The following is a 12,546-nucleotide window of genomic DNA, read 5'->3' as shown; positions in this document are numbered from 1 at the left end:
ATCTCCTCTGCTGTTGTCGCGTAAGGCACCTCATCCCTTGGTCCGCATTCTTCTCCAAAACATTGCCACAGGCCAGCACCGAAATGACCATTCGTGGTGCCTGCCGCGATCCGGCAGCGTTCGCCCGGAGCGGGCACCATTCCCCGAACCTCATCCCGGTGCCCGCCCCGGTGTCGGTCCCCTTTCGACAGCCGGAGGCGTGATGATCCGCGTGACCGCGAGACGGCTGCTTCCGTACCACGTCAGGTCTGCGGTCTTCGATCGGCGCTGGCGCGGCCTGGACCCCGGTCAGGTGCGCGACCACCTCGACCGGGTGGCGGACGAACTCGACCGCCTGAGCCGCGAGCTGACCACCGCGAGATCCGAGACCGAACGGGCGCGTCAGGTGCTCCGGCGGTGGCAGTCCCGGCACCGCCGCTGCCGTGACCCGGACGCCCCGGAGCACCGATGACCGCGCCCCGCATCCCCGACACCCGATCCCGGAGGCACCCGCCGATGTCCGTCCTGCTCGCCGACTTTCCCGTCGTCGTCCCCGTCCCCGACGAGGATCTGCTCCTGGCCCAGTTGGCCGTGCGGGTGCACGTGCCGAAGCGGTGGCCGCAGAGCCCGCTGTGCCGCAGCGAGCGCGTCCCGTGCCCCTGCCGGTTGGCCCGGTGGGGGCACGCGACGCTGCGCGCGGCCGGTTTCGGCGCGGGCCAGCTTCCGTGACCGGCGAGGCGCACCGGTTCTGGGCGGCGGTGCAGGACCGCTGCCCGGGGCTGCTGCCGGAACGCGACGCGCCGCTGTTGCACGCCGGCCTGCTGCGGCTGCTCGACGGCGGCGACGACCGCGCCGGGCGGTTGGCGTTGCTGCGGGTGCTCGGGTCCGCGTACCGAAGCTTCGGCCTGCGGCCGTGGCACGCGGCGGCGGTCGGCCACGCCCTGCTGCCCGCGCCCGGCCTGCGCTGGTGGCGGGCCTGGCGGCTGGTCGAGCGCACCGCCGCCCGCCTCGCCGACACGCCGCCGTGGTGGCCGGTCGAGGTCGTCGACCACGACCGGCCCGTCGACACCGTCGCCGTCCTGACGGTACGCCCCTGGCGGCGGCTGCCCCACCGGCCCGGTCAGGCGATCCCGGTGCACACGTCGCGCCGGCCGGGGCGCTGGCGGTGGCTGTCCCCGGCCGGCGTGCCGCGCCCGGACGGCACGCTGGAGTTCCACGTCCGGGCCGTGCCCGCCGGGTCCGTCTCCGGCAGCCTCGTGCACGAGGTACGCCCCGGCGAGTTGCTGCACCTCGGCGCGCCCGCCGACACCGGCCTGGAGTTGACCGATGGTTCCGACGAGCTGCTGCTGGTGGCCGGCGGAACCGGGCTGGCGCCGCTGCGCGCCCTGGTGGAGCAGGTCGCCGCCGCGCCGGCCGGGCGGCCGGTCACGCTGATCGTCGGCGCGCGCACGTTCGCCGACCTGCACGACGCGATCACCCTGGACAAGCTCCAACAGGCGCACGCCTGGCTGCGCATCGTGCCGGCGTTCTCCGACGACCCGGAGGCCGAACCGGCCGAGCAGGGGACCGCTGTCGCCCTGGCCACCTACCACCACCGGCCCGGGCAGCACGTGCACGTGTGCGGCCCACCCGCCATGCTCGCCGCCGCCCGCCGCTGGCTCACGATCGCCGGGGTGCCCGCCGACCGGCTGCACCTGCCGGTGATCGGGAACCGGTGATGGGCGTCTACCGCAGCCGCCACGCCCTGACCGGGCCGCTCACCCCCGCCCGGATCGAGGCCATCAGGCTGCCGCTGACGTCGCGGCTGCGGCGCGGCTACCGCATCGACGACGTGGACGCCGTCCTGCGCCGCCTCGCCCACGAACTGGCCGAACGATCCCGCCAACTGAGCGTGGTCGCCGCCGAGAACCACCAGATCAAGACCGCGCTGCGCACCTGGCAGTCCGAGCAGGTCGACGACGCGGTCGGTCAGCTCGGCGGATAGGGCTTGTCGGCGAGCAGGTGGGCCAGGTGGGCGGCGTTCGCGGCGACCGTCCTCGTGGTGCTGCCGGTGGTGTCCGGTTTCGGCCCGGCGTCCCGGTAGTCGACGCTGCCCATCGCCTCTCCCACCCAGTAGGTCGAGGCGGTGGCGGCGGCCGAGAAGCCGACGTCGTTGAGCGCCTGGAGCACCTCGGCGCTGACGTGGTGCGCGCCGTCCTCGTTGCCGACCACCGCCACCGCCGCGACCTTGCCGAAGGTGAGCAGTCGTCCCTGCCCGTCGGTCTCGGCAAGCTCGGCGTCGAGGCGCTCCAGCACCATCTTGCAGACGCTCGACGGCTGACCCAGCCAGATCGGGGTGGCGATCACCAGGATCTGCGCGGCGATGAGCTTCTCCCGGATCGCCGGCCACTCGTCGCCGTCGCCCTCGTCCAGCGACACGCCGAACCTGACGTGGTGGTCCACCACCCGGACCACCTCGCCGTCCACGTCGTGGTCGGCGAGCGCGGCCAGCAGCTCCCGACCGAGCAGGTCGGCGCTGGACTCGGCGGGTGACGGCTTCAACGTGCAGTTCAGGACCAGGGCACGAACGGTGCTCACGGCGGGGCCTCCTCGGTTGCGGTGACCCTGCCGCCGTACCCGGAACGGAGCCACCCAACCGCGCATCCCGTCCCGCCGCGACGGGCCGTAGCCGCGATAGTGGGGGTGTGGCGTGCGGGGTGTCGGGTTCATCCGGGTGCTCGCGTTCGCGCAGCATGTGGTCTAGTTTCGACCAGGTGAGCGAGGTGGCGAGCGTCCCCGTCGAGACGCGACTCGAGGCGTACCGGCCGGAACTGACCGGCTACTGCTACCGGATGCTGGGCTCGGCCTTCGAGGCGGAGGACGCGGTGCAGGACACGTTCGTCCGGGCCTGGCGCAACTTCGACCGTTTCGAGGGGCGGTCCGCGCTGCGGACCTGGCTCTACCGGATCGCCACGAACGTCTGCCTGAACATGACCGCCAGCGCGCAGCGCCGGGTCCGGCCGATGGACCTCGGGCCGGCCGGCAGCGGCACCGCGAGCCACCCCGGCGAGCCGCGTCCGGAGCAGATCTGGCTCGGCCCGGTGCCGGACGACCGGGTGCTGCCCACCGCCGGCGACCCGGCCGAGGTGGTCGCCGGGCGGGAGTCGGTCCGGTTGGCGTTCGTCGCGGCGTTGCAGCACCTTCCGCCGAAGCAGCGGGCCGTGCTCATCCTGCGCGAGGTGCTGGCCTGGTCCGCCCAGGAGGTCGCGGACCTGCTCGACACGTCGGTGGCGAGCGTGAACAGCGCGCTGCAACGGGCCCGCGTCACGATCGCGTCCGCCGACACCGACGCCGAGGTGCGCCGTCCGCTCGACGAGGAGCAGCAGGCGCTGCTGGCCCGCTACGTGCGCGCCTTCGCGGAATACGACCTGACGGCGCTCACCGCGCTGCTGCACGAGGACGCGACGCTGTCCATGCCGCCGGTGCCGCTGTGGATGCGCGGCCCCGACGACATCGTGGCCTGGATGACCGGCACGGGCAGCGGCTGCCGCGGCTCCCGCCTGGTGCCGGTGGCGGCCAACGGCATGCCGGCGTTCGGGCAGTACCGGCGCGACCCCGACTCAGGGCACGTGCCCTGGTCGCTGATCGTGGTCGGGCTCGCCGGCGGCCGGATCACGTCGCTCAACCACTTCCTCGACGCCGAGCGCCTGTTCCCGCTCTTCGGCCTGCCGGACCGGATCGAGGAGGGCGCCGGCCAGCCCGAACAGGCCGGCCAGATCGCGTAGGTCGACGCTCGCGCCCCGGATCTCCAGCCGCCACCCGAACCGCCGGGCGGTCAGCCGGAGTCGGGCCAGGGCCTCGACCGTGACCAGGTCCGGCCGGGTCACGGCGGACACGTCGCAGACCACCACCCCCCGGTCCCGGCCCCGCAACGCCCCGGACAGCTCCGCGCACAGGGCCGCGACGTCCGCGCGGTTCGGTGCCGGACCGGCCAGCCGGAGCACGAAGGTGGTCACGCCGGTCAGACCGGCGTGCCACGCCGTACTCATCGCTCTCGAAGGCGAGGACCATGACCACGTACGCCCGGGTGGGGTTGCCGCGATGGGAGCCGCAGGTCGGGCCGCGCCACACCCACCCGGGGCCGGTACGCGGCCACGCTGCTCGACCGGCACCTCACCGCCGGAACCGTGTGCGCCTGGGCAGCGGTGCAAGGAGGGGCCCCCGCTTAACGCATTCTGCATAGGAGGGGGCCCCTGTTAACAACCGGCGCCCGGATCGACGGGACGGTGCGGGTTCAGGCCGGCCGGGGCCGGTAGCGCACGTCGACAGCGGACGTGGGGCCGTCACCGCCGACCCGGTCCAGGCGGATCGGGACACCGCCGGGGTTGTCGTAGAGGCGGATGCCCTCGCCGAGCAGGATCGGCGCGATGTGCAGGTCGATCTCGTCGATCAGGCCGCGCTGGAGCAGTTGCCGGCCGATGCTCGACGAGAACACCTCGACGTTCCTGCCATCGGCGGCGTCGAGCGCGATCCGCACCGCCTCGGCCGGGTCGCAGTCGAGGAACGTCACGCCGTCGGTGGGCGGCGCATCCTGCGGGTGATGGGTGAGCACGAAGACCCGCCCCTGCCAGGCCCCGCCGTACGGGCGGTGGTAGTTCGGGGCGGCGTCGAAGGCGCTGCGGCCGGCGAGCACCGCGCCGGTGGTGGCGACGTACTCGCCGATCAGACCCGGGCGCATCGTGAAGCCGGTCATCCAGTCCATCTCGTGTCCCGGGCCGGCCACGAAGCCGTCCAACGACATGGTGAAGTGCCAGAGCACCTTGCCCGCCGCGGTCTGCGGCTCGGGGTGGACGCCGGTCGTGGCTGCCGTCATCGATTGCCTCCCGGCCTGTCGACGCAATTTCCTCCGGTCATCTTGCCGGACGCAGTTACATCGACGTTAACTGCTATACCAATCATCGGTGCGCGGCTATATGATCCGCGGTAGCTCATCCCGAAGCCTCACGAAACAGCAGCTCCAGCACGCCTCAGGCCGCGTCCCGCAACGACTGCGTTCGATCTCTCCACGCTGGAACTTGTGCGGGCAATTGCCGTGAGCTGCGCCAGCCTGCCGGAAAGGTGGGAACGGATGACAGCGATCCCGTCCTTGGTCATCGGCATCGCGACCACGGCCACCGAGCGCCGGCAGCTCGCCCAGTTGCTCGGCGGCACCGAGACGTTCCTGATCGTCTCCAGCGCCCACCAGGCCCGCCGGTTCCTCGACCTGGTCCGCCGGCCGGGCCCCCGGGCGCCCGTGGCCCCGATCGCGGCGCCGGCGACCACGATCGACGGACCCGTCCTCACGGGCGCCGAGCCCGAGGGGTCGCCTGCCGGCGTGGTCCCGGCGGAGGCCGACGCCGCCCGGCCGCGTGCCGGGGGCGGGCGGTTGGTCGACGACGCCGCCGGGTCGGCCGGTCCGTCCGCACCGGAGCTGGCCGTCGACTCCGACCGGCGAGTGTTGCGCTGGCGTGATCGGGAGGTCGGGTTGACGCCGCTGGAGCACGACCTGCTGGTCTGTCTCACCGGCACTCCGGGTCAGGTGTGGACGTACGCCCGGCTGCACCGTGCGGTCTGGGGGAACGACCACCTCGGCCGGCGCTCCGACATGCACTCGGTGGTCCGCCGCCTTCGGCACAAGTTGGGCCGCCTGGACGCCACCGCCACGATCCACGCCGTCCGAGGCGTCGGCTTCCGCCTGGCCCCCTCCTGACCGACCCCCCCATCTCGCCCCGGGCAAGTGCGCCGATCTTGCAGATTGTGCCCCCAAAGATGGCTTATGTCCTCTTTGCGGGGGCCGAAAGTGCAAGATCGGGCGGGGCGGGGTGGGGTGGGGGCGGCCCGCCCGGTGCGGGGCACCGGGCGGGCCGTTGGGTCGCTGCTGGAGTTCTGGGTCAGCAGCGGGTGGGGGAGAGGGTGAAGTCCTCCACGGTGGGCGTGGTGGAGTTGATCTTCGTTTGGCGGGTCTGGGGCTTCCAGCCGTCCTTGGCGACGATCAACGTGAGCGGGTTGTTGCGCCGGTCCATCCAGTAGGCGTACGTGCCGTCGGCGTTCGTGGTGAACGTGTAGGAGTTCGCCCACGAGTCGACCTGGACGGTCGCGCCCGGCAGCGGCGCGGTGCCGCCCTGGCAACTCCGGCCGGTGACCGTCCCGGACAGCTTGCCCCAGGTGGTCGGCGGCAGCGCGATCATGGTGACCGCCACCGGCGCCACCGTGTACGGGGTGTTCTCCTTGATGACGACCGACGCCGAGTAGGTGCCCGGCTGGTCCACGTTCGCGGTCATGCCGACCGTGACCGTGACCTTCTCACCCGGTGCCAGCGTGACCTTCGACTTGTCGACGGTCAGCCAGCTCACGTCGGCCGAGCCCTCGGCGCACTCACCGAAGCCGGGCAGGACCTCACTGTCCTTGGTGGCCGTGAAGCCGCCCGACGAGCCGCCGACCTTGTAGAACCCGCAGGCCGCGCCGCCCCGGTAGCGGGGGGCGTTGGCGTTGGGCAGGTTGGCCCAGGAGTTGGTCGCCGGGTCGAACGCGAACCCGGCGTTGGTGATGGCGCCGCCCTGCGACCCGCCGACGACCAGGAGCTTGCCGTTCGCCACCGCGTACGAGGAGGCCCAGTTGTCGGCCGGCGCGTCCGGGATGGCGGTCCAGGCGTTGGCGCCCGGGTCGAAGGCGTAGCCGGCCTTCTGCGAGTTGGTGCCGTCGTTGCCGCCGGTGCAGTAGACGACGCCGTCGATCCCGCCGCAGGACAGGAACGCCACCGACTTCGGGTAGGCCGGCAGCGTCTCCCAGGAGTCGGCGCCCGGGTCGTACCGGACCACCGTGTTGGACATCGGCAGGCAGTTGGCGGTGGTGCAGCCGCCGATCGCGTACAGCTTGCCGCCCGCGACCGCCTGACCGGCCGCCGCCCGGGGCGCCGGGTTGGCCGCCTTCGGCGTCCAGGTGTTCGCCGCCGCGTCGTACGACCAGGTGCCGGCGTCCGGACCGGAGGCGCCCCAGCCGCCGGTGACGACGATCTTGCCGTCGATCACGCCGGCCGTCACGGCGTTGCGGGCGCCGGGCAGGTCGGCGATGCCGGACCAGGACTGCGCGACCGGGTCGTACCGGTAGTTCTTCGCGCTGGACGTGGTGCCGTCGCCGCCGGCGATCGAGTAGACCTTGCCGTCGACGGTGACGACCCGGTTGTCCATCACGTTCGCCGGGTAGCCCGGAATCGCGGTCCACGGGTCCGCGGCCGGCGCGGGGGCCGCCACCGAGGTGGACGACTTGCCGGACGAGCGGGCCGCGAGCGACGTCGCCGCGGTCAGTCGCTGCGCCGGCGCGCCGGTCGAGCCGAGCAGCGCCTGCTCGGAGAGCTGCGAGCCGTCCGCGCGTTGCAGCACGAACCCGCCGTCACGCTCGGAGAACTCGACGTCGACCGGGGCCCCGCCGGTGTTGGTCACCGTGAACGACTTGCTGACCTTGCCGCTGGGCATCCGGGCCGTGCCGGTCAGCGACGTCGGCTGCACCGACAGCTTCCCGGCGGCCAGTTGGAAGTTGGCCGCGGTGGCCCAGTCGGTCTGGACGTCCACCTGCTTGGTCTGGCTGACGTAGTTGCCGGCGCTGGCGGTGAACGGGTGCCTTCCGGTCAGCGACGAGAACATCCAGTAGAAGCCGTCGGGCAGTTCGGTGTCGTCCGGGGTGGCGACCGTGGTGGCCTTCTCCGCCGGGCGGTCCTTGCTGGTCACCGTGGCGCCGTTGACGTAGCCGTTGTCGTTCTTGTCGCGCACGTGGCCGAGGACCAGGCCGCCGTCGACCGGCTTGCAGACCAGCTTGCTGCCGATCAGCACGTTGTCGACCTCCCACCACCACTCCCAGCTCGCGTCGTGGTAGTGGAAGCGCACCCGCACCTGCGACTGGTCCGCCGCCTGCGGGATCGGCACCTCGGTCACCTTGGCGCGCACGTCGGCGGCCTGTCGGAGCACGTTGCTCCAGGTGGTGCCGCCGTCGAGGCTCAGATCGACGTCCGCCCGGTCGCTGTTGAGCCAGTTGTAGTCCTGGTTGAACCGGATCACCGGGGCGCTCACCCCGGTCAGGTCGACCACCGGGCTGACCAGTGAGGTGTCCTGTCGCCCCCCGCTGCCGTAGTTGTCGCTGTCGATGATGGCGAAGTTGCCGCTGCCGCCGGTCAGGTTGCCGCGCTCGCCCTTGTCGTCGAACTCCCAGACCTGGCCGGTGCCGGCGTTGTCCACCACGGACCAGCCGTCCGGCACGCCGGTGCCGTCGAACGTCTCGTAGACGCCGTCGGAGCTGGTGGTGTAGCCGGGCGCGGTGGTGCACGCCTCCGGGTCGGCCGGCACCGCGACGTTCGCGGTCAGGTTGCCGGTGCCGACCGTGACCTCCTTGGTGACGGTCAGGTAGCCGGGGTACTGCGGCTCGACCTTGAGCCGGTACGTCGCCCCGGCCGGCAGCCTCAGGCTGTAGCGACCGGTGGCGGGCGTCGTGTAGTCGGAGATCGGCGTGCCCTCGACGCTCACCTTCGCGTAGAGCGGCCAGCCGTGCCCGGAGCCGTCGGTGACCTGCCCGCCGACCGTGACGCTCGCGACCGCGGTGAGCGTGACGTCGAGCGTGGTGGTCGTGTTCTTGGTGACGGTCGCGGTCAGCGTCCGGCTCGCGTACCCGAAGGCGGAGACGACGACCTGGTAGTCGCCGGCGGGCAGCAGCGAGGAGTAGGTGCCGTCGGCGCCGGTGGTGAGCGTGCGGTCCGCCGCGCCGGTCAGGGTGACCGTCGCGCCGGCGATCGGCGCGCCGGCCGCGTCGGTGACCTTGCCGGCCAGGGTGCCGTTGTCGCCGATCGGGGCGGCGGCGACCAGCGCAAGCGCGTCGAGGCGGCCCTCACCGTAGACGTTGTTGTCGTCGGCGGTGCCACCGCACTGCGTGTCGGCCTTGTCCACCGCCGTGTCGTTGAGCAGCGCGCGGGTCGCCGTGACGTCACCGACCAGGGTAGGCGCCGCCGACCAGAGCAGCGCGATCGCGCCGGCCAGGTGCGGCGCCGCCATCGAGGTGCCGCTGATGCTGGCGTACGAGTTGTTCGGCACGCTGGAGCGCACGTTCACACCGGGCGCCGAGATGTTCGGCTTGATCTCGCCGTTCTGCCCGGTGCCCCGGGAGGAGAAGCTGGCGATGTTGTTGTTGATGTCGTACGCGCCGGCCGAGTAGTTGCTGGCCAGGCTGCCCGGTGAGCCACTGGTCTGGCAGGACGGGCCGTTGTTGCCGTTGGACCAGACGCCGAAGATGCCGGAGGCGGTCCAGGCGTCGGTGACGTCCTCCATGAACGGCTCGTTGGACGGCTGCGTGGTGCCCCACGAGTTGTTGATGATGTTCGGCCGCTTGCTGGCGTCCGGGTTCTGCCCGTTCAGGTCGGTGGGCTCCAGCATCCACTGCCCGGAGGAGATCAGCGCGGCGTCGGTCGGGCAGCACCCGTTGGCGGCGATCCACTTGACCTCGGGGGCGACGCCGATCTGGTTGGCGCCGTCCGAGCCGGCCATGGTGCCCATGGTGTGGGTGCCGTGCCCGTCGGAGTCGCAGGGGGCGCTGGCGCACTCGCCGGCCGCGTCGTACCAGTTGTAGTTGTGGTCGAAGGTGCCGTCGCCGTTGTTGCCCCGGTAGGAGTTCACCAGCGCCGGGTGGTCGTACTGGACGCCGCTGTCGATGCTGGCCACGGTGATGCCGGCGCCCTTGACGCCGTACTGCGACCAGACGTCGTCGGCGTTGATGTTGGCGATGCCCCACTCCAGGGCGTTCGTCGACTTCTCGTTGGTGCCGGGGACGGTCTTCGGCAGCTCGTAGGCGACCGGCGGGTAGATGCCGTCGACCTCGGCGTGCGCGGCGAAGTTCTGCGCCATGGTCAGCGAGCCGCCGCTGACCTTGATGGCGTTGGTGGCCCAGAACGTCTGGTATTTCGTGCCCGAGCGGTCCAGCTCGGCGCGGATCTTCGCCTGGCTGTCGGCGGCGGTCTTCTTCAGCATCGCGGCGACCGCGGCGCCCCGCTGGCCCCAGTCCTTGACCGCGGTGGCCTTGCCCAGGTCGGCCCGGTCGGCGAAGTGGATCCAGAAGTCGCCCTCGCTCTTGCCCTGGAGCTGGTGGGTGACCTCCGGGCGGATCTTGTCACCGGCGGACGCGCCGGTGCCGGTGCCGGCCTGCGCGGGAGCGCCGGTCGCGGCCAGCGTGGTCGCGGCGAGGAGCAGTGCCGCTCCCGCGCTCACCAGCCGCCCGGCCGGACCCCTTCTGTGTGGACGTCTCAGCATCGGTGCTGCCTCCTTGAGGACGACCCGCGGATGATCGAGCCATGACAGAAGGGCCAGGAGCATGCGCTCCCGACTGGTCACACCGGTTTGAGACGAACCCCCAGGCCCCCTAGGCGCCGTGCGGGTCTACGCCGGTCACCTGTGTGGACACTATGATCGACACCAATGGGCGATCAATGACCGCACGTGAGCAACTTGTCACCAACAGGTTTACTGATCGAGGACCTGGTTGACAGTCATTGTCACGGTGGGGGCGCGGTGGCAGCAGACGACACGAACGCGGCCTCCGCCGGCACCGACCCGGCGGAGCGCCCCTTCTCGCTCGTCATCGGCGTGACGCCGTCCCCGGCCGAGCGGCTACGGCTCACCGAGCTGCTGGACGGCGTGGCCCCGCTGCTACTGGTCGCCGACCTGGACGAGCTGCGCGAGTTGATCGCCCCGGGGGAGGATGTCAGGCGAGGGCCCCCGCCTGACACCCCCGGGCCCCCGCCGGACTGCGCGTTGGTGATCGACGCGGCCCGGTCCACCGCCCGCTGGGGCGACCGGGAGGTCGCTCTCACCCGGCTGGAACGCGACCTGCTCACCTGCCTGACCACCGAGCCGGTGCGGGTGTGGGGCTACGCCGAGCTGCACCGCGCGGTCTGGCACGACGCACCGACCCGGCACCGCGCCGACGTGCAGTCCCTGGTCAAACGGCTGCGCCGGAAGCTCGGCGAGCTGGGCACCGGGGTCACCGTCGTCGCGGTGCGCGGCGTCGGCCTACGGCTGACCGACCACCGTCGACCGAGCGTGCGCGGCGGCTGACGGCCGAGAGGGGAAGATGATGGACATGTCACCCTGGCGTTGGCTCCTGGCGGACCAGGTGGGTCCCCACTTCCTCGACGACGACGCGCAACGCGTCCTGCTGGTGGAGACCCGGGCGCTGTTCGCCCACCGGCCGCTGCACCGGCAGAAGGCACACCTGATCCTGTCCGCGCTGCGACACCGGGCGGCGGAGCTCGGCGACCGGGCGCGCCTGGTCCGCGCCGACACCTTCCGCGAGGCGCTCACCGCCCTGGGCGAGCCGGTCGAGGTGGTGCACCCGTCGTCGCGGGCGGCGCTCGCGTTCGCCCGTACCGTCGACGGGCTGACCGTGCTGCCGCCGCGCGGCTTCGTCACCGACCGGGCCGACTTCGCGGCCTGGGCCGACCGGCGGCGCGGCCAGCTCCGGATGGCCGACTTCTACCGGTACGCGCGGGGCCGGCACGGCGTGCTGCGGGACCTGCCCGTCCCGGCGCGCCGCCCGCGCCACCGCACCCCGGCCGAGGTGCCGGCGCCGCCGCCGATCGTCGAGGACCACATCGACGCGCAGGTGCGCCGGGACCTCGACCGCTGGCAGGCCGAGGGGATCCGGTTCGTCGGCCGGGACGCCCCGCGCCGCTACCCGGCCACGCACGCCGAGGCGCGGGCCCGGCTCACCCACTTCCTCGACCACCGGCTGCCGGCGTACGCCGACACCGACGGCGTGCTCGGCGACGGCCTGCTCGCGCGGAGCGTGCTGTCGTCCTCCTTCAACCTCGGCCTGCTCGACCCGGAACCCGCGATCCGGGCCGCCGAGCGCGCCGGCCGCACCGGCGCCGCGCCGCCGGCGGCGGTGCACCGGTTCGTACGCGGACTGTTCGGCTGGCGCGAGTTCCTGTGGCAGCTCTACTGGTACTTCGAGCCGCGCTACCGGGGCGCCGGCTGGCTCGGCGCGAACCGGCCGCTGCCCGGGTGGTTCGACCGGCTCGACGCCGACGCGGTGGAGGCGCGTTGCCTCGCCGACGTGCTCGCCGGCGTACGCGACACCGGGTGGGCGCACCAGACCGCGCGGCTGACCGTGCTCGGCAACTACGGCCTGCAACGCGGCTGGCGCCCCACCGAGCTGGCCGACTGGTTCCGGCGCAGCTTCGTCGACGGCGCCGACTGGGTCATGAACGCCACCGTCATCGGCATGAGCCAGTACGCCGACCTGGCCCGCATCGACACCCACCCGTGGGCGTTCGACGGCGCGCACCTGGACCGGATCGGCGCACCCTGCGGCGGCTGCCGGTACGTGCCGAAGGAGACGCTCGGCGACGACGCGTGCCCGTACACCGGTGGTTTCGAGGCGTTCCTGCACCGCAACCGGGAGCGTCTCGCGGCCGACCCGCGCCTCGCCGCCGAGCTGGCCGAGCGCGCCGACCCGCAGCGCCGCGACGCGGTGCTGGCGCAGGAGGAGAAGCGCGGCGACGAGGCGCCCTGAGCG

11 protein-coding genes are annotated in these 12,546 nt (G+C 72.7%); 8 read left to right on the top strand and 3 right to left on the bottom strand.

The window, feature by feature from the left end:
* The first annotated feature begins 202 nt into the window (after nucleotides 1-202).
* Genes O7618_RS15385 through O7618_RS15370 form a run of 4 tightly spaced genes read left to right on the top strand, consistent with a single transcriptional unit; the run spans nucleotide 203 to nucleotide 1,963 of the window.
* Entirely contained in the window at nucleotides 203-451 is a 249-nt protein-coding gene (locus O7618_RS15385; RefSeq protein ID WP_278106791.1) for a DivIVA domain-containing protein, read from the top strand.
* Between the two features lie 44 nt (nucleotides 452-495).
* Nucleotides 496-708: a hypothetical protein gene (locus O7618_RS15380; RefSeq protein ID WP_278106790.1), complete on the top strand. Its 213-nt coding sequence runs from the start codon at nucleotides 496-498 to the stop codon at nucleotides 706-708.
* On the top strand, nucleotides 705-1,697 hold the full coding sequence (locus O7618_RS15375) for an FAD-binding oxidoreductase (protein ID WP_278106789.1): 993 nt from the start codon (nucleotides 705-707) through the stop codon (nucleotides 1,695-1,697). Before O7618_RS15380 ends, O7618_RS15375 begins: the two co-directional genes overlap by 4 nt.
* The gene (locus O7618_RS15370; protein ID WP_278106788.1) at nucleotides 1,697-1,963 is read left to right on the top strand and encodes a DivIVA domain-containing protein; all 267 of its coding nucleotides are present in this window, start codon (nucleotides 1,697-1,699) and stop codon (nucleotides 1,961-1,963) included. Before O7618_RS15375 ends, O7618_RS15370 begins: the two co-directional genes overlap by 1 nt.
* Here O7618_RS15370 and O7618_RS15365 read toward each other — a convergent pair.
* Entirely contained in the window at nucleotides 1,948-2,556 is a 609-nt protein-coding gene (locus O7618_RS15365; protein WP_278106787.1) for an NAD(P)H-dependent oxidoreductase, read from the bottom strand. The genes O7618_RS15370 and O7618_RS15365 overlap by 16 nt on opposite strands.
* Before the next feature lie 155 nt (nucleotides 2,557-2,711).
* On the opposite strand from O7618_RS15365, the gene O7618_RS15360 reads away from it, so the two are divergent.
* Nucleotides 2,712-3,743 carry a sigma-70 family RNA polymerase sigma factor gene (locus tag O7618_RS15360; protein WP_278106786.1) on the top strand — a complete coding sequence of 344 codons (1,032 nt, stop codon included), beginning with the start codon at nucleotides 2,712-2,714 and terminating at the stop codon, nucleotides 3,741-3,743.
* A gap of 509 nt (nucleotides 3,744-4,252) precedes the next feature.
* Here the strand turns inward: O7618_RS15360 and O7618_RS15355 are convergent.
* A complete protein-coding gene (locus O7618_RS15355; protein WP_278106785.1) occupies nucleotides 4,253-4,831 on the bottom strand; it encodes a dihydrofolate reductase family protein in 579 nt (192 codons plus the stop codon).
* A 255-nt stretch (nucleotides 4,832-5,086) separates the two neighbouring features.
* Here O7618_RS15355 and O7618_RS15350 point away from each other — a divergent pair, with 255 nt between their 5' ends.
* Nucleotides 5,087-5,707: a winged helix-turn-helix domain-containing protein gene (locus O7618_RS15350; protein WP_278106784.1), complete on the top strand. Its 621-nt coding sequence runs from the start codon at nucleotides 5,087-5,089 to the stop codon at nucleotides 5,705-5,707.
* 181 nt (nucleotides 5,708-5,888) lie between these two features.
* On the opposite strand, the gene O7618_RS15345 is transcribed toward O7618_RS15350, so the two are convergent.
* Nucleotides 5,889-10,280 (bottom strand): S8 family serine peptidase, encoded by a 4,392-nt coding sequence (locus O7618_RS15345; RefSeq protein WP_278106783.1) that lies wholly within the window; start codon nucleotides 10,278-10,280, stop codon nucleotides 5,889-5,891.
* A 258-nt stretch (nucleotides 10,281-10,538) separates the two neighbouring features.
* Here O7618_RS15345 and O7618_RS15340 point away from each other — a divergent pair, with 258 nt between their 5' ends.
* On the top strand, nucleotides 10,539-11,084 hold the full coding sequence (locus O7618_RS15340) for a winged helix-turn-helix domain-containing protein (protein ID WP_278106782.1): 546 nt from the start codon (nucleotides 10,539-10,541) through the stop codon (nucleotides 11,082-11,084).
* Between the two features lie 25 nt (nucleotides 11,085-11,109).
* A complete protein-coding gene (locus O7618_RS15335) occupies nucleotides 11,110-12,543 on the top strand; it encodes a cryptochrome/photolyase family protein (protein WP_278106781.1) in 1,434 nt (477 codons plus the stop codon).
* Nucleotides 12,544-12,546 lie beyond the last annotated feature (3 nt).

The sequence above is a fragment of the Micromonospora sp. WMMD980 genome, from assembly GCF_029626035.1.
Lineage (GTDB): Bacteria > Actinomycetota > Actinomycetes > Mycobacteriales > Micromonosporaceae > Micromonospora.
This window is presented reverse-complemented; position numbering and strand designations above follow the sequence as displayed.

What these genes read in the sequence shown, in the direction of transcription:
- O7618_RS15385 (WP_278106791.1), top strand. Translation starts at nt 203, where the DNA reads ATGATCCGCGTGACCGCGAGACGGCTGCTTCCGTACCACGTCAGGTCT.
- O7618_RS15380 (WP_278106790.1), top strand. Translation starts at nt 496, where the DNA reads ATGTCCGTCCTGCTCGCCGACTTTCCCGTCGTCGTCCCCGTCCCCGAC.
- O7618_RS15370 (WP_278106788.1), top strand. Translation starts at nt 1,697, where the DNA reads ATGGGCGTCTACCGCAGCCGCCACGCCCTGACCGGGCCGCTCACCCCC.
- O7618_RS15360 (WP_278106786.1), top strand. Translation starts at nt 2,712, where the DNA reads ATGTGGTCTAGTTTCGACCAGGTGAGCGAGGTGGCGAGCGTCCCCGTC.
- O7618_RS15355 (WP_278106785.1), bottom strand. Translation starts at nt 4,831, where the DNA reads ATGACGGCAGCCACGACCGGCGTCCACCCCGAGCCGCAGACCGCGGCG.
- O7618_RS15350 (WP_278106784.1), top strand. Translation starts at nt 5,087, where the DNA reads ATGACAGCGATCCCGTCCTTGGTCATCGGCATCGCGACCACGGCCACC.
- O7618_RS15345 (WP_278106783.1), bottom strand. Translation starts at nt 10,280, where the DNA reads ATGCTGAGACGTCCACACAGAAGGGGTCCGGCCGGGCGGCTGGTGAGC.
- O7618_RS15335 (WP_278106781.1), top strand. Translation starts at nt 11,110, where the DNA reads ATGTCACCCTGGCGTTGGCTCCTGGCGGACCAGGTGGGTCCCCACTTC.